Annotated in this window: 19 protein-coding genes; 5 read left to right on the forward strand and 14 right to left on the reverse strand. The window is 60.6% G+C overall.

Annotation, left to right across the window (positions count from 1 at the left end; genetic code table 11):
- The first annotated feature begins 201 nt into the window (after positions 1 to 201).
- A complete protein-coding gene (locus tag IWX62_RS14990) occupies positions 202 to 798 on the forward strand; it encodes a sigma-70 family RNA polymerase sigma factor (protein WP_333483460.1) in 597 nt (198 codons plus the stop codon).
- A complete protein-coding gene (locus tag IWX62_RS14995) occupies positions 764 to 1,783 on the forward strand; it encodes a CU044_5270 family protein (RefSeq protein WP_196842221.1) in 1,020 nt (339 codons plus the stop codon). The genes IWX62_RS14990 and IWX62_RS14995 overlap by 35 nt, the downstream gene beginning before the upstream one ends.
- A gap of 26 nt (positions 1,784 to 1,809) precedes the next feature.
- On the opposite strand, the gene IWX62_RS16365 is transcribed toward IWX62_RS14995, so the two are convergent.
- Entirely contained in the window at positions 1,810 to 2,274 is a 465-nt protein-coding gene (locus IWX62_RS16365; protein WP_333483461.1) for a hypothetical protein, read from the reverse strand.
- A 349-nt stretch (positions 2,275 to 2,623) separates the two neighbouring features.
- On the reverse strand, positions 2,624 to 3,340 hold the full coding sequence (locus tag IWX62_RS15005) for an SOS response-associated peptidase (RefSeq protein WP_196842223.1): 717 nt from the start codon (positions 3,338 to 3,340) through the stop codon (positions 2,624 to 2,626).
- A gap of 104 nt (positions 3,341 to 3,444) precedes the next feature.
- Between IWX62_RS15005 and IWX62_RS16370 the strand changes: the two genes are divergently transcribed.
- Both IWX62_RS16370 and IWX62_RS15010 read left to right on the forward strand, forming a co-directional pair.
- Positions 3,445 to 3,768, forward strand: coding sequence for a DUF6504 family protein (locus tag IWX62_RS16370; RefSeq protein WP_333483462.1), 324 nt, complete (start codon positions 3,445 to 3,447; stop codon positions 3,766 to 3,768).
- Between the two features lie 139 nt (positions 3,769 to 3,907).
- Positions 3,908 to 4,246 (forward strand): hypothetical protein, encoded by a 339-nt coding sequence (locus tag IWX62_RS15010; RefSeq protein ID WP_196842224.1) that lies wholly within the window; start codon positions 3,908 to 3,910, stop codon positions 4,244 to 4,246.
- Positions 4,247 to 4,255: 9 nt separating this feature from the next.
- On the opposite strand, the gene IWX62_RS15015 is transcribed toward IWX62_RS15010, so the two are convergent.
- From IWX62_RS15015 to IWX62_RS15035, 5 genes are all read right to left on the reverse strand, one after another.
- Positions 4,256 to 4,468 (reverse strand): helix-turn-helix domain-containing protein, encoded by a 213-nt coding sequence (locus IWX62_RS15015; RefSeq protein ID WP_196842268.1) that lies wholly within the window; start codon positions 4,466 to 4,468, stop codon positions 4,256 to 4,258.
- 197 nt (positions 4,469 to 4,665) lie between these two features.
- Positions 4,666 to 5,274 carry a DNA-binding protein gene (locus IWX62_RS15020; protein WP_196842225.1) on the reverse strand — a complete coding sequence of 203 codons (609 nt, stop codon included), beginning with the start codon at positions 5,272 to 5,274 and terminating at the stop codon, positions 4,666 to 4,668.
- Between the two features lie 198 nt (positions 5,275 to 5,472).
- On the reverse strand, positions 5,473 to 5,628 hold the full coding sequence (locus tag IWX62_RS15025; protein WP_196842226.1) for a hypothetical protein: 156 nt from the start codon (positions 5,626 to 5,628) through the stop codon (positions 5,473 to 5,475).
- A gap of 270 nt (positions 5,629 to 5,898) precedes the next feature.
- Complete coding sequence (locus tag IWX62_RS15030) at positions 5,899 to 6,936, reverse strand: DUF4192 domain-containing protein (RefSeq protein ID WP_196842227.1); 1,038 nt, start codon at positions 6,934 to 6,936, stop codon at positions 5,899 to 5,901.
- A 478-nt stretch (positions 6,937 to 7,414) separates the two neighbouring features.
- Positions 7,415 to 8,416, reverse strand: a complete 1,002-nt coding sequence (locus IWX62_RS15035; protein WP_196842228.1) for a DUF3560 domain-containing protein — start codon at positions 8,414 to 8,416, stop codon at positions 7,415 to 7,417.
- Positions 8,417 to 8,807: 391 nt separating this feature from the next.
- Between IWX62_RS15035 and IWX62_RS15040 the strand changes: the two genes are divergently transcribed.
- Positions 8,808 to 9,014 carry a hypothetical protein gene (locus IWX62_RS15040; protein WP_196842229.1) on the forward strand — a complete coding sequence of 69 codons (207 nt, stop codon included), beginning with the start codon at positions 8,808 to 8,810 and terminating at the stop codon, positions 9,012 to 9,014.
- Positions 9,015 to 9,156: 142 nt separating this feature from the next.
- On the opposite strand, the gene IWX62_RS15045 is transcribed toward IWX62_RS15040, so the two are convergent.
- The 7 genes from IWX62_RS15045 to IWX62_RS15075 all read right to left on the reverse strand — a co-directional run bounded on the left by IWX62_RS15045 (position 9,157) and on the right by IWX62_RS15075 (position 15,739).
- Complete coding sequence (locus IWX62_RS15045; protein ID WP_196842230.1) at positions 9,157 to 10,560, reverse strand: ParB/RepB/Spo0J family partition protein; 1,404 nt, start codon at positions 10,558 to 10,560, stop codon at positions 9,157 to 9,159.
- Positions 10,561 to 10,989: 429 nt separating this feature from the next.
- On the reverse strand, positions 10,990 to 11,244 hold the full coding sequence (locus tag IWX62_RS15050) for a hypothetical protein (RefSeq protein WP_196842231.1): 255 nt from the start codon (positions 11,242 to 11,244) through the stop codon (positions 10,990 to 10,992).
- On the reverse strand, positions 11,234 to 11,821 hold the full coding sequence (locus IWX62_RS15055; RefSeq protein ID WP_196842232.1) for an AAA family ATPase: 588 nt from the start codon (positions 11,819 to 11,821) through the stop codon (positions 11,234 to 11,236). Before IWX62_RS15055 ends, IWX62_RS15050 begins: the two co-directional genes overlap by 11 nt.
- A gap of 94 nt (positions 11,822 to 11,915) precedes the next feature.
- Positions 11,916 to 13,193 carry a hypothetical protein gene (locus IWX62_RS15060; RefSeq protein WP_196842233.1) on the reverse strand — a complete coding sequence of 426 codons (1,278 nt, stop codon included), beginning with the start codon at positions 13,191 to 13,193 and terminating at the stop codon, positions 11,916 to 11,918.
- Positions 13,194 to 13,306: 113 nt separating this feature from the next.
- Entirely contained in the window at positions 13,307 to 13,534 is a 228-nt protein-coding gene (locus IWX62_RS15065; RefSeq protein ID WP_171586599.1) for a hypothetical protein, read from the reverse strand.
- Positions 13,535 to 13,611: 77 nt separating this feature from the next.
- Entirely contained in the window at positions 13,612 to 15,078 is a 1,467-nt protein-coding gene (locus IWX62_RS15070) for a chromosome partitioning protein ParA (protein ID WP_196842234.1), read from the reverse strand.
- A gap of 85 nt (positions 15,079 to 15,163) precedes the next feature.
- A complete protein-coding gene (locus tag IWX62_RS15075) occupies positions 15,164 to 15,739 on the reverse strand; it encodes a hypothetical protein (protein WP_333483463.1) in 576 nt (191 codons plus the stop codon).
- Positions 15,740 to 15,751 lie beyond the last annotated feature (12 nt).

Here is a 15,751-nt window from a genome sequence, read left to right on the forward strand (position 1 = left end):
TGGGCAGATCCGATGGCCATGACCGGGCAGTTTTCATGGCCACCAGCGGGCAGTAATGCTGGCCACCCGTGGGCACCTTTAACTGGCCCTTGACAGGATGAGGAAGACGGGTTAGAAGTCATTTTCGAGGTCGCCGCCTAGAAATTAGAAGTTCGCACAAACGATTCGTGAACCTTTTAGCGGCAACGGGTAATACATAGTGTGAGCACCGATAAAGACATCATCCTGCGGTCCCGTGGATACCCTGCGGTCTTCAGCGATCTCTACACGCGACATGCGACCGCTATCTATCGGTACGCCCAGCGTCGTGCCGGTGACTCGGTCGCGGACGACGTTCTGTCTGAAACCTTCCTGGTGGCATTCAAGCAGCGAGATTCCTTCAACACCGCGTGGGACGACGCCCGGCCCTGGCTATTCGGAATCGCGACGAACCTCCTCAAGAAACACCATCGGACCGAAGCGCGCGTTACCAAGGCATATATCCGGTCCGTGGAACGACCCGACAGCCAGAAACCGATGGAAGACGTTGACGCGGCGATCGATGCACAAGTTTCTAGTCGCCTCATTGTTGCTGCCCTCGCCGCGATGCCGGCCAAAGACCGGGACACCATCCTTCTGTTCGCGTGGGCGGAACTGTCGTACGAGGGCATAGCAACAGCAATGGACGTTCCTATAGGCACCGTCCGCTCACGCCTTCATCGAGCACGCACTTCGCTTCGCTCGACACTCGGATCTTCACCCCATTTTGTAGAGGAAGGTAGCCATGAACGAGCTACAGCTGCTCAAAGAAACGCGTAAAATCGACAGCCCTGTTCCTGCCGCATCACTGGATCGTGGACTGGCTCAGCTCATGTCGACCATTGAAAAAGACACACGGCGCCCATCGAAGACCAAACGGTGGAGCCGGCCGAGGCGATCTTTGATCGCTGTCGCTGCGGCAGCTGCCCTGGTTGTCGGACCAATGGCAGTTGGCATCATCTTGCCTGACTCGCCTCAAGGTGCCACCGCTGAAGCCGCGGAAATTCTGGACGAAGCAGCCCTGGCCACAATCGAAACGGCAGACCCAATCGTGGGGGCCGGCCAATATTTGATGATCGACACCAACGCCGTGTACGGATCCTCAATAGTCCACGACGGCACCCAGCACACATGGCTGGCCACCCAGGACTCGCAGCTTTACATACCCACAGACCGATCAGAGGAATGGGTATGGGTCAGAGAGCCTGAAGTCCCCGTCACCTTCTTCAGCGACGAATCGCGTGAAGCCGCAGAGGAGATTTCCAAATCGACTGAACCCTTCGGGCAAACAGTGCGGGCTCCGGGGGGTGGGTTTTACGGAAGCCCCCAGCAATTCCTCGGTAAACCGTTGGATGACGCTATACAAGATTCTCCTCGCGACCCGCAAGAACTCCTGGACCTCATCTATGCCACAACCGAGGGGGAAGGCTGGTCGCCAGAACAACAGGCTTTGACGACAATCGCTGATTTCCTTCGAACTGGAGCGGTACCGGCGAACCTTCGGTCTGCCCTCTACGGGGCGGCAGCCCTTATTGATGGTGTGGAAGTAGTCGATGAAAGTGCAACGATCGACGGTCGAAGCGGCACAGCGATCGGTATCGAAACACCAGATCACGCCTGGCGACAGGACATCATCATCGACGTGGAAACAGGCTTGATGATCGGTGAGCGAGTCACTTCACTGAAAACGACTCCGCAATACCCTGCGGGCACCGTCATCTCTTGGACCACAAGCGAAACCTCCGTCGTAGATTTCGCGCCATAGGCCATCACCAACTCGACCACACAAGCTTAAAAGTTGATTCCAGATGCTGCTTCACACCGTTGGTCGAACAAGGACCACCCACGCTTCAATAAAAGAAACGAAGCGGCGAAGGGTTCAGCTATGGCCTCAAGAGAACCTGTTGCTGTGCCGGCTGTGAGGGGTTCACCCTTCTGAGGAGGTCCAAGCGTTGCCCTAAGTGTCAGAGCCCAGGTCAGCGCATGAGCATCCCCGCTCATCTGCCTCCACAACAACATGACACTGTTCTGCTTCCCCGGATCATCCCGGAATACGTAACCGGCCGCAAAAGGAATGACGTCATCGGAAATGTTGAGGCCACGAGGTTGGCCGCCTACCTCTATCGCCGTTGCTCTCCGACCATCAAGCCAGCCCAGCTGCTCATGAATCTTTTTGCAGTCCTCTTCGGATAGATCAGGCATGTTCAAGCATTCAAGGTGAAACTGTCGAAGCCTCTTGTACGCCTCAACAATCACTGTCAGCCCGCGCTCTCGGCGGACAGTAGGGTCATCAGGGCCCAATACATAGACCGCCTGGGCTGACGCCAGTAGCGCCCCTCGAAGCGTAGTGAAATGCGCGGATGGATACAGCTCGCCAGCCTTTACGGCTGTCCACGCTAAGCGCAGGTGTTCCCCGGCGGATACAAGAGACAGTCGCGCCTCATCACTAATCGGGTGGACAAATACCTTGTTATCCTCGTGCAACTCGCTGCCTCGCTGCGGACGCTCAATCTGCTGCGCGCGGAGCCGCCAATCGTCAAGCTGAGGAGCGTAGGACTCCAGATGCTTGAGATACGCATCGTGTCTATTTCTCGCCCGCGACTCGTTATCCACCACGGACCTCAACAATCAGCTGCGGGCCGTTGTTGCGTACTGATCCAACTTCTTTGCCGACAACTCGGGGCACCAGGTGAGGTTCAGGCATGGCATTCACTAGCTCGCGGACCTGGTTCTTGTCCGTCGTAGCTGAATCCAGCCAATCGACCTGGAGGTCTTTGGGAATGATGAGCGGTGATCGTTCGTGGATATGCCCTAGCGCGTCGGTGGCCGACGTCGTGATGACAGTCGCGGTGACCAGCCACTTTTCCGGGTGGTCCTCGGCCAGCTCAGGATTGGGCCAGAACTCATAAAGGCCGGCTACGGCCAACAGCTCATCCTCATTCTCGGGGTGTAGGTAGGTCGGGGTTTTCGTGCCGTCCTGGTTCTTCTGCCACTCGTAGTACCCGTTCATCGGGATCAGCGCCCGGCGCTTCGCCGCGGCGGTACGAAATGACGGCTTCTCCGTGATCGTCTCTGACCTGGCGTTGATCATCCTGGCCCCGGCTTTGGGGTCTTTGGACCATACCGGGACTAACCCCCAACGGGCCGTCTCTAGGCGGCGCTCTAGCACCCCGTCAGCGTCCGGGCGTTCGGTGATGAACCGAATGTCCTGCATGGGTGCGACGTTCCACGACGGCTGAATATCTGGGCTCTGATCGGTGATGACCTCAAAGGTGTCCACCAGGGCCTGTTTGTTTCCCGCAATCACGAAGCGTCCGCACATACGGCTCATTCTGCCGCACCGCTGAGGGTTCCCATAAATCGAACATGTGTTCTAATTTTGACCCTGACGGCATGACGGATCACAGGGTGAAGGGCGGCGCGCACATGACAACACAAACGACGGAGACTAGGCCACGGACGGTCAACGAACCGGTAGACGTGAGGTTCAGTAGCAGCGGCGCTCCCCTGGCGATGCGGTGGCGTGGCCGGATCTGGCAGGCAGTCAGGGAACCGGTGAGCTGGTCCAGCACCCGGAGCTGGTGGGAGCCAGGAAACACCCCCGTAAACGGGCAGGGCAGTCTCATCACCAAGCGTGTGTGGCGGTTCCAAGCTCAAACCGGGCCGGTCTCCCCCACCCTGGAGGTCGATATCAGCTCGGATCCACATACTGACGGGTGGCAGCTACGGCGGATCGCTGGGGCTGAGTGAATGTCGGTGCTGGGCTCTAACGTGATGGTGCCGGTGCCCTAGAGCGGGGGGGCTTCTAAGACACCGGCCCGGTGAGCCGAGGACTCAATCAAACTCGGCTCACTTCACAGTCTATTTTTCGTTTCTGAGAGTTAGCAGAGTGGCGGCAAACGCCGTGGGCCAGAACAAGCGGTACAGAAACTACTATGACCGGTTATTGGATGGGTGGATTGAGGAACTGGTGATGCGGGAGGAACCGGTGATGCTCACGGAGGCGGAACTGGATTTACCGTCGAATCCTGTTCATGAGTTCCCTGCTCCGCGGCGGGTGCATATCTGGATTCGTTACCCGTCGAGCGCGTACCGGGTGAAGGGACACGCAACGGCGTGGACAAAGGCAGCGGTCAAGGTCTCGTTCTTCGAGCCGGGCATCAAGACCCAGCGCCAGGGCTGGGTATGGGTCGGCGCGGTAACTCCCGCTGCGCCGGATGAGTTGTAGTCGCTGCGGTTAGTGGCCGGTGTTGGCGGGTAGGTCACCACGGCGGATTGCCTCGTTTGTTCGCTGGTAGGCGTCGTTGATGTAGTCCTCGAGTGTGGTCCGCTCGATACGCCATTGCCCTCGGCCACCAATTTGGATTGCCGGCAGATCCCCTACTCTGATCAGTGCCCGGATCTGGCTTGTGCTGGTGTTTAGTTCCTCGGCCACGTCGGGGATGGTCATAAAGCGGGCGGGTTCGGCTGTGTTCACTGGTTCATCCTCCGTAGGTGTTGAACCCAGGCGGGGTCACTAAATGTTGGTGGGGCCGGTTCCTGCACCACACAGTTACCGGCCCCGCTTGTTTCTTCTGGTTTTCCCTGCGAAAGGAAATCTGGTTTTAGCCTAGCGGTTTCTCTTCGTGAGGCATCTGCCTCGCCGTTTTACTTTTTGCTCGCTGTCTCGTCGGCTTGGGGTGTGATGCGCTGGAGGAGTGCGTCGTGGCTTTGTTGCAGCGTGTCGGCCCGGGCGCGGGCGGCTGCCAAGTCAGTAGCGAGCGTGCCAGCGTCGGAGCGGGAACGCTCGGCGGCGGTTTCTGCTTGGCGGGCACGTTCCTCCGCGTCCTGCGCCCGGCTCACGGCGGCTACGAGTTCCGCGTTCAACGCCGCAGCATCAGCCGTGTTTTTGTTGGTGATGCGATCGAGGTCTGCGACGAGCTCGGCCAGTTCAGTGTCTTTGTCTTGGCCCTCTTTCACCCAGCGGGCTTCGAGGGCTGCATGCTGCTCGGCGGCCAACGCCACGGCATCAGCCCACACCGATCCGGCCAACCGTGCCGCTTGGTCAAGCAGCGGTTGCGGTGTTGCGACGATCCGTGAGCCGGCGACAGCGCTCTCTTCCCGCCACGCCTTCAAATACCTGGTGGCGTCGGCGTTGGAGACGCCTGCGGCTTCCCGGACACTGGACACCGTGGGGTTACGCTCGGCACTGATTTTCTCGGCGGCGGCGAACACCCTGTCCCGGGCCGACCCCGTCGGGCTAATTTGCTCACTCATCACAGCGGACCACTCTCGAAGTAGTAGGAATAGTAGTAATCCTACTACTATTCCTCCATGTTTGCTACTTCCGCGGTTTGGGTGTGCCATAAGGGATCCGGATTCACCGGGCCGGTTCGGTGCGGCACAGCGGATCCCCCTCTTGGCGGGGGATAACTTAGCCCTCAAGGCGGCCCATAGGGCCCACTGGTTGAGAGGTTAGTTGTTGGGCTGGTGTTTAGCGTCGGTCCAGGTGAGATCTGGACGTGAAACGTTCAGCTGCAGGGGCATGTTCTCTGCCAGGGCTCGCTCTGCGGTGGTCTCTGGTGCGTAGGTCAGGGTGTGTGCTGGCTGGATAAGATCGGTGCCGGGCATGGCGGGTTCCCTGTTCTCTCGCGGTCGGTGCTGGTTTCACTGTATCGACCTGCCCTGTAGTGACTTGGTCTGCGTTGGCTTGTTCTGGGGCGGGGTGGCCTGTTGGCACGGCTGCGTACTTGGTGGGAGCTGGTGGCGTGTAGGTGCGGCGACCGGAGGAGCGAAGCGGGGGAGGTCGCCGCCGCGCATCCTGGCCGGTGAGCGTGGAAGTGCGTAGAGCAGGGCCGGGAACCTGCCGCGGTGGACTGGTCCCCGGCCCTGCTGTCGGTGTTAGTGCTGGTAGGCCGTTTTTGCGCTCTTGGTGCATTCAGCGATAACGCCGGTGCCGGTGAATTTCAGCAGCAGCGCCGCGAGTCGGCTCTCGGGGTCGGCTTCCTTCGCTTTGGTCAGGTACAGGTGCGCGATTGATCCCTTGCCCTTGTACCAATTGATCCAGCCGAGCAGGGTAAATAGTGGTGCTCGGGCTTCGTTCGGGGTGAACGGGAGCAGGTCGGTGGCGAGCTGTTGCACGGCATCGACTCGGCTCCAATCGGGTCGGCCAACGAAACGGCCGATCAGGGTCAAGGTCATTTCGTGGGGGTCGTTGCTGGTGTTGATGGTGTCGGCCATGATCCGATCACGGACGTTCGGGGCGTGGAGTGCGGCGACGAGCTGCACCGCGGTTTCCTCGGTCGGGGTGGTTCCGGTGGTGTCCTGCCAGAGGGCCCGGTTTTCGGTCATCACGGGAGTTGTCCAGTCGGTGGGGTCGATCTCTGCCCAGCCGGTCACGGTTTCCGCGATCTGGTTGAGAACGGTTTCCGCGTGTCCGCCGGTGAATACTGGGTCCGCCACGCTATCGCGCTGCGCGTTGGAGCCGTCAAAGATCAGTCGGGCGTTCAGGGCGCTGTCGGCGATTTCGGCCAGCGGGTGCGTGGTGCAGCAGTCCTCATCGTCGCAAAAGTAGGTCATCCAGTGCTCATCGGTGACAATCCAGCTATCGCGGATATTCATGCCAGCGGCGTGCAGCGCCGTATCGAGGGCTTCGGCGTGCGCGGTGAAGGGCTTTACACCGTCAATGGTGGGCTGGTTGGTGTAGAGGATGAACAGGGAGCCGTCGGCGTCTTGATCGTTGGCGAGGTAGCCAACGACTGACGCGGCGAACTCTTCCGGGTTGCCTTCTTGGTGCGCGTCGATGCGCAGCGTCACGCCGAGCCGCTTGCCGTGCATGGTCATCAGCACGAAGGATTCACGCGGGGCAAATCCGAGGCCGTGCGGGACGTAGGCCAGAATGTCAGCCGGGGACGTGACGGCAATGGGCGAGTTGTTCATGGTGGTGCTCCTTTTCGCAGTGGCGGGGGTTCGGTGGTGGGGCTTCTAAAAGTGGTGGTCCAGCAGTTGGCCTCTCCCCCGTTGTTTTTGCCTGCTGGCAAAGCTTGCGTAGCTGTGCCTGTCGGAACCTGGTCAACCCGTAGGGCAAGAGATCGGGCCAAGAGGGGAAGGAAATAAGCGACCTTGGGAGCGCCGGACACCTTGGCTCGATCGCGCAGCGGCGTAGCCGTTGAGCTGGTGGAGCAGGCACGTATGATCCGAAGGACAGCAGCAAAAAAGAGAAAGATCCCGCCGGTGGCGACGTAGGAGCCGGCGGCAGCACAGCCCGCAGCGCAGCGAAGGACCGCTTGTTCCTGGTGCGAGCTAGCGAGTACCTGGGGCTCATGTTCGCCTGGGCCGGCTCCGTCCGGGCCGGGCAGCACCCCCGCGCCCGTGCTGTTGATAGGCAGGGTGGGGGCGGGGCACTGTGGCCGGGTGGTTAGCTCGCTGCCTCGGCTGGTGTTTCCGCTGCGGTGGTTGCTTCTTCTTTGGTGCGGTGGTCCCTGATCTGGGCGTAGTCGGCCTTTTGGGTCCAGCTGTACTCGGTGATGAGTGAAACGGTTTTCTGGTTGGCTCGGGCTACTTCGTGCCAGCTCCCACCAATGCGGACGTAATCGCCTTTGTTGATCTGCTCGCGGGTGTAGTTGGTGGCCTGGCCTTCGGCTATCTGGGTTTCCCTGATGCCCTGCCAGTAGGTGAGCTGGTCCAGCTCATCGGCCAACATGCCTTGAAGGTGCGCCCGGTAATCCCCCGTGGCCGGTGCCGTCGTCTCGACGTATCCCCCGGCGAACGTGTGGGAACTGCCGTTGATTTTCCGCTCGGTGGCGCGGATTGCTGTTTCTAGGGTTTTGATCCGTGATGCCACGGCGGCGGGGCTGTAGCGGCGGTCAGTGGTTCGGGCTGCTGTCGCTGCGCGTTCGGCGGTTGCCTTGGCTTCCTCGGTGGCTTGGACTGATTTGCCCATGGCCCGGTCTGCGGTGGCAATGGCGCGGCGGTGCCGGTTCTCTGAGTGGTGGCCTATCTTGATGGGTTCCCCACCTTCGGGCAGTCGGCGCAGCGCTGCCCGCGCTGAGTCGTAGGCCGCTGTTTCGGCGTCTTGTTTTCGCTCGGCCTTCGCGGCCAGGGCGTCGGCGCGGTCTTGCTGGCGTTCAATCTTTCCCACTTCTACTTCGGCGGTGCTGCGGCTGGTGCGGTCAATGTCGGTTTCGACGCTGAAACCTGCCTCGGTGAGTGCCGCCGTGGTGCGGTTGATGACGTGCATTTTGGGCTGACGGTCCCGGGACATGGGCACGAACCACGCGGCGATGCTGCGGCCCCAGCGCCAACCGTTGACCTTCAAGAGGGGCGCGGTTCCATCACCTTTAGCCGTTCCCTCGATCAGGGTTCCGGCCTCGTGGGTGTGGGTGATGATCAGCGTTGCCGTGCTGGTCTCAACGTTCATGGTGGTGCTCCTTTTCGCAGTAGTGGGGTCGGTGGTGGGGCTTCTATGTGGTGGTCCAGCAGTTGGCCCTTCCCCCGTTGTTTTTGCCTGCTGGCGAAGCTTGCGGAGCTGTGCCTGTCGGAACCTGGTCAACCCGTAGGGCAAGAGATTGGGGCAAGGTGGGAGGAAATAAGGGACGTAGGAGCGCCGGACACCTTGGGTCGATCGCGCAGCGGCGTAGCCGTTGAGCTGGTGGAGCAGGTACGTATGATCCGAAGGACAGCAGCAAAAAGAGAAAGAGATCCTGCCGGTGGCGACGTAGGAGCCGGCGGCAGGACAGCCCGCAGCGCAGCGAAGGACCGCTTGTTTACCGGGTGGTTAGTGCCAGGGTCACGATGACAGGATGGGGCGCATGCGACCTATGAGCCAGTACCTGATCGTCCTCGTGAGCGTCCTGAGTACCTTTGCCGCCAATATCGTCCTGGACGTTTTCACCGAACTTCCCATGCTGGGGCGTTGGACCGTCGCGATCCTGTTCGGTCTACTCGTTACTACTGTCATCATCAAATGGTCAGAGCGCCGACGAAGGCAGAAAGACGCTGCCCCGGAGCGCACCTAATTGATAGCTGTCCCCGAACGCTAATGAGGTCCGTTTCTGCGGTGCGAGCTAGCGAGCACCGCTGCTTTGTTCGCCTGGGCCGGCTCCGTCCGGCCCGGGCAGCGCCCCCGCCGGTTTCCGGCGGGGGCACTACTCCCCCGGTTTAGGCTTCGTCGGCGGTGAGTTCTTCCTCGTCGGCTTGCACCTGTGCGAACGTCTCCCCCAGCTCCTGTACTCCACTGGTTTCTGCCTTCACGGATTCCTGTGTTTCTGTGTTTCCGTGGTTGGTGATGATGGTTTCAACGTCGCTGAGAGTGTAGCCCCATGTGGTGAGCTGGGTCAGGTAGTGCTTGGCGGTGCTGGTGGGGTTGCGCCATGACTGGCGGGTGAGGCTCTTTTCGAATCCTGCGAGGATGACGGCGAGGGTGTTGGTTTCGTGGCGTCCGGTGGGCTTGGCGGTGATCTTCGCCAGCTCGCCGTAACCGTCTTTGCCTCCGAGCAGTTCGGCGGCGAATCCGGTGTGCTTGTTGAGTCCGTCAGCGACGGTGTAGGAATGGTTTCCCATTGACTGGGCGATAAACCGTAGGGCGTTCTTCGGGGCCGTCTTGGACTTGAGCAGGGTTTTGAGGAAGTCCACGCGGACCGTTTCGGCGGCGTCCCATGCTTTATTGTTTTCGATCACGCGGCGGCGTTCTGCTTTTTCGTCCTCGGTCATTGGCCCTGTCCGGGTGGCGCCGGGTTTGGTGAATCCTGCTGCTTTCCAGTCGGTATTGACCAAAGTGATCCGTACCTCCCCGTTGTAGGTGAATCCGATGTGCGCGGCGTCGGCGTCGTCGTCGGTGAGTGGTTCACCCTCGATGGTGCGCAGGTCGCGGATATTCGCCATGGGGCCTTTGTAGTCGTAGTAGTTCAGATCCTCGTCAACGATCTTCAAGCCCTGGGTGGTGGCGGTGGCTGCTGCTTCGGCCAGGAGGGCGGCGCGGGTGCGGTCGTCGCGGAGCCGTTGGGCGGTGTGGTCAAAGCTCTGCGGGTTCTGTGCGGCGGTGGTTTCGAGTTTGGTGATTGCTTCTGCGTCGCCGCTGAATTCTTCGATAACTGCGGCCATGTCCAGTGTCATGCCTTGGGCGAGTGCTGCGCTGGCGGTGTCGTCGGCCCGGACTTTCAGTGCCGCGTCCACGGTGGTCTTTTTCGCGCCGGTCTTTTTCGCGATCTGGGTAGCTGAGACTCCGAGTAGGGAAAGCTGGTGGAACGCTTCGGCGCGGTCGTTGTCGGTGAGTCCTTGGCGCTGGTCGTTTTCCACGACCTGCTTAGCTAATCTGTCGGCTTCTGTGAGGCTTTCCACCACGTACACGGGCATCAGGTCCAGCTTCGCTTCCACGGCGGCGAGGGTGCGCCTCTGCCCGTACAGGACGTGCACTCCCCCACTTTCGGTGCGGTGTGCGACGACTGGCTGGATCACTCCGTGTTCTTTGATGGAGGCCAGGAATGCTTTGTCGAGCTGCACGTCGGCGCGGACGTTGGCGTCGATGGTCAAGGTGGTGGGGTCGATCATTTCGAGAACAGACATAGTAGTGGTGCTCCTAGTTCGCAGGGTGGGTGGGGAACCGGTGGTGACCAGCAGTGTGGGTTCCTCTCCCCCGTTGTTTGTGCCTGCTGGCGGAGCTTGCGTAGCTGTGCCTGACGGAGCAGTGCTCAACGCCGTAGGGGCAAGGGTGGATCAATTCTGGGAGGAAATAAGCGACGTAGGAGCGCCGGACAGGATTGGTGTGCCCGTAGCCGGCGGAGCCGGTTGACGCTGTGGAGCAGGTACGTATTATCCGAAGGACAGCAGCAAAAAGATGGTTGTTTAGGTCTTTACAGTCCGAACGTAGAGAGGTCGGCCTGGTTGACCTGGTGAAACGTGTGAGGCTCCAAACCGTTGCGGTCCGGAGCTTCACAGATATACAGAAGAACAGATTTACGGATACACAGATAACTGTGTATCCGTGTTTCTGTGCTATTCGGGCAGGGTGTCGATGAAATCGCGGAGGATCTGGTTCATAGCTGATCCTTCGTCCATGGCGCGGAGTTTGAGCTTGCGGTGCTGGGCCACGGTCAAGTCCAGGGTGAGGCGTTTGGGGTATTCCTCGCCTGGCGTCTTGAAGTGGCTCGACACTGATCCGGTGGTGCGGCCAGCGGTTTTCCCGGTGGTCGCTGGGGGAGTCACCTTTGGTTTCATTTTGTCGGCAAGGGACGGTTTTTCAGCGGCCATTGTGGACCTCCAATAGGTCGGCGGCTACGGTTTCGTAGCCGTGGAATGTGGTGGGGATGGTGCCGTAGGAGGTTTTGATTTCCTCGCGCAGCGGGATATGAGTGTCAAGGACGGCTACGCCGGCTTGTTCGAAGGTTTCTATTGCAGCCGCCAGGTTGCGGGTGTTGGATCTGGTGCGGACGAGTAGCACCGCGACGGGTTTGCCGGCTTTGGTGGCCGCTTCGATGGAGGGCCAGACGCGTTGAATGTCGATCGCTGAGGCATCAGTGGGTACCAGGACAAGGTCAGCTGCGGCCATGGCCGCGTCGATGATCCGGGGATCGCCTGGGGGCGTGTCGATAATGACGAACTCATAGCCGTTGGCGGCCCGGTCCATGGTTCGCTGGTTCACCACTTTCACGTCGAAGGGCAGCTCTAGTCCGTCGTCCTCAATGGATGCTGTCCAGTCGGATGCTGAGCCTTGCGGGTCGGCGTCGAGTAGGGCGGTCTTTCCTTGTTGTGCGTAGACCGCTGCGAGGTAGAGGGAGCTGGTGGTTTTCGCCACTCCGCCTTTGAGGTTTGTCAGCGCAAGTATCATGCTTCAATCCTATACTGAAACACAGAAACACGTATAGGCAGAAAAGCGTATACACGGAAATACTGGAAAACAGAAACACGGATCAACGTGGTGCTCATTTTCGGAGCGCCCTGATCTCCGCGAGAGCGACAATCTTGGCGCGGGAGTCCTGACGTCCAACCAGCTTGGCCCGCTGGGCTTGTTCCTCCAGCGTCCGGCGACGGGCGATAGCTTGTCGGGCTGCCGCTTCTCGGGCTGCTGCGGCCTTCCGCTGGTCGGGGGAGCGCAGTAGCTCTCCCTGAGCGGTGCGCCAGCCGTCCAGGCGGTTTCTGATCCATCCACGCAACCGTGCACATGCTTGACGGGTGTACTCCTGCGATACGTCAGGTGCCCCGCTGTCGGGCCAGCGAGTGCCGTCAGGCTTGCGATCGAAAGCATTCTCAATGTCGGCAATGGTCCAGCCAGCTAGAAAAGCTTCCCGCAGACTCGATGCCAGGTCTTTGTGGCTCATTCGCCGGAAAACAGGGGAGCGGTGCCAAATTTCTGTTGCCGCCGCCAGACGCTGTATTTGGCGGGTTGTCGTTGCGTGAGTGTTCCACCGGATTTCCGGACGATACGGCCTGAGTGGACCGGATGCGCCGCTTGCGGCGCCAAGGTCTGACTGTCGCGGCGAAGCCGCGTCCTTCTGTGCTTTTTTGCGCGCTCGTGTAGGAGTTAACTCTTTCTTAAGAAGGAGGGACCGCCCAAGGGCGGGAGGACTGACATTTATATCCACAACATCAACTGCCAGGTCGGGGACTACGCCGAGATCGTGGGGGACGCAGAGCACGTACACGGCCGCGTCACCGTGGCGTTCACCATTCTCGTCCGGTGGGCTGAACTCGGCGCTTCTGCCGCCGGCCACGCGGCCTAGCAGTCCCCAGTTGATCAAATGGTCGATGTAGCGGGCGACGGAGCGCTCTACGCGGCCTGTGCCTTCCTGCAGGGCTTCCCAGCCTGGGCGGGTGGTCATGGTGGTGTAGTCGATGTGCGCGATCAGGACAGCTAGTGCGTTGATGTGGTTACGTTGTCCGTCAGCTCGCGTCCCTAGTTCGGAGAGGATCAGGCGTAGCCGGGCCATGACCTGGTCGCCGTGCGCGGCACGGGCGCTACCGGCGGGGATAGCGCGGTTGATGACGCTGGGAGCTGTCTCAAACTCGCGGGGAATCCGCCTGTGCAGGCTCCGGGGGATCGGTCCAAGGATGCCACCGTCAAGGGGCTGTTCTGTGCGTTTGTGGCCGTCGGGAACGACGGTAAGCTCCGCGCCATTGGCGCGGAATCGGCCACGAATTTTGCGGCGCGGCGTAACTGAATCTGTTTCAGTATCAGTTATTGCGTGTAGAGTGGGCAGCATAAATGGACCCCTTCGAGGGTGTGTTTATGGAGGCCTTTCACCTGTGAGCTTGGCGGCAGTGGGTGAAGAGCCTGGACACTTATAGAAGGCCCGCTATAGCGGGCCTTCTTTTTTTAACTAGCTTTGTAGAGGGGCAGAGTCTCCTGGCCGGTTAGTTGTTCGAGGTCTATGGTTGCCAGTTTCTCCGCCATGACTTCGGCGATAAAAGAACTGGCCGAGATCCCCTGTGCATCGGCAACGGCAAACAATTTTTCTGCTTGAGCCGTGGGGATTCGGGTTGTCAGAACGTGGCGGTCCCCCTTAGATGGGCGTCCACCAGATGCGCGTTTCTGAATTGCCATACGTCGAACTCTAGGTTTCTGAAACGCTTTAGTGATGGACGCGGCGGGCGTGTCGCGGATTATTTGGTGTACCAAGTTCACAATCCCTCGGCTACGGCAGCTGCTGCCGCCAGCCAGGCGCGCTGCGTGGCTGGCTTCAGGGCGGTGTGTCGGATGCGTCCGGCCTTCAGTGCCTGGTCATAAGGAACGGTGACGACGCGGCGGACCAGTGGTGCGAAGCCGTCAGCGATCCTACGGGCTTCGTCGCCGTCCTCGGCTTTCCATTGGGAAATGATGACTACGGCGTTTTCGGCCAGCTGGGCTGAGTGTTCATCTCGTGCGGCTAGGGTTTGCAGGGTGAGTTTCGCGGCCTCTGCGCGGTCTTCCATGGTCGTTGTGGGGATCACGAGCTGATTGGTGTGGCCGATCATGGCCCGCCAGTTCGCGGCCCTTGCGGTGTTCCCGCTGTCCATCACGATCATGCGGTAGTACTTGGCGGCCACGGTGTGAACGGCATCCACTTCGTCGGCGGAGATCTCGTGATCTCCTTCGTCGTTCTCGTCCGAGCGCAGGACGTCGTACTTGTCCTCGGTCTGGTGGTGCACATAGTGGGCCAGTAGAGCGTTGTGGGCGGTGGGGGAGAGCAGTTGGTCTTTATCGCGCAGCAGATCCAGCACGCTTGACGTGTGGGGGCCTTGCTCGGTGCGCCACCCGAGAGTGCCTTGGTTCTCATTGTTGTCCCACGCGAGAACACCGCCGCCGCCGTAGCGGGCGAACACTGCTGCCAGGGCTGCCACGGTCGGGGTCTTGTTCGCCCCGCCTTTACGGTTCACGACGGCGATAGTGCGCGGTCCCGGCCAGTGCTGGGAGACAGCGTGAATGTCGGCGCGTTCGGCCATCTCCGATTCGGAAGGGCTCATACGCAGACCCATCCTGCTCATGGCACCGCGGAATCCCCGGGCAGCTGGCTGAACCACCGGATCACTGACCAGGAACGACGTGTCTTTCAGGCTCCGCCGGGTGGGCGGCTCAGGGGTCGGAGCCGATGCCTGTGGCTCCGACGCTACTTGTGCGGGCGTTGAGCGCGGTACTGAGGTTATCGGCGGTACAGAGGCAGTGGGGGAGTCCTGGGCTGGTGCAGCGGGCGCAGCTGCTGCTGGTTCCGTTGGTTCGGGGAGAGCTGAATCGATGGGCAGTGGCCTTTCGGTGGTGTCCTCGCTAGCCGTGTCATCTACATGGATCACTGGCGGTGTGGTGGTGGTGACCGGCGTTTGCGCCCGTCGCCTGCGGCCCTTGGTTTCAGAAGCGATTTCCTCAATGTTCCCTTCGGGGTGGACCACGAGTTCACCGTCTCCCTCGGGGCCTTCGGTGTAGACGCGCACTGGGCGGCTGAGGACTTCGGCTAGATCGGTGACGATTTTCATGGCTTCGCGGCGCAGCGTGGTTTCGTCGGGGGCGTCGATGGGCCGAGAGTTCCCGGAGATCACGACTTCTCCGGTGCCGTTGGCCCGGACAATGGCCCGTACATGGGGGAAGGTCGAGACTTCGACCTGGCTGGTAGTCATGGTGCTGGTTTCCTTACGTCAGAGGCGGATCGGTAAGAGCTTGTTTCGTTCGATAAAGCAGGTAGGGCAGTGAAAACTAGTTGGGCTATTTGGTGCCCTCGGGCGGGTAAAGCCGGTTGACTTTCCACGGCTCATCCTGACTTTGGCGTAGGAGCTGCACCCCGTAGTCGCCTATGTCGGTAGGCAAAGTGGCAATCACGCCGAACCCGTTGGTTTCGTCAATGTCGAGGGTCGCGGGTCCGGTTACTTCGGACACGGGTACGTTCGCCGGGTCCACCGTTGAATAAGAGGTCGTGGCCTCGGGGGTCAGCCACCGGGCGAAGTCGTTGGCCCACTGGGTTTCCTCCACATCGGGGCGGGCAAAGTCCGCTAAAGCGTCCTCAGCAACCTGCTTGGCCGCTTCCTCAGCCTCAGGGGTCCACTCGGGATTCTCGGGTACCTCGTCAGCGTTGGGGGCCTGGGGGCCGTCTCCTACGCTCTGTGAGGGCGTGTAGGTACTCGTCGGTGTCGGTTCCGCTTCTGAGTACCGCGCTGGCTCGCCATCCTGGTTGCCGCTGAAACACGCAGTGCAGAGCAGAACCGCTGCAGTTGTCAGACCTAGACTGCTCGCACGGAAATACATCTTTCTGTGTTTCCGTGTGGTTGGGATTGGGGTGGTCATGTGGTGTTCTCC

The organism is Arthrobacter sp. CAN_A1, from assembly GCF_015751665.1.
GTDB lineage: Bacteria > Actinomycetota > Actinomycetes > Actinomycetales > Micrococcaceae > Arthrobacter_D.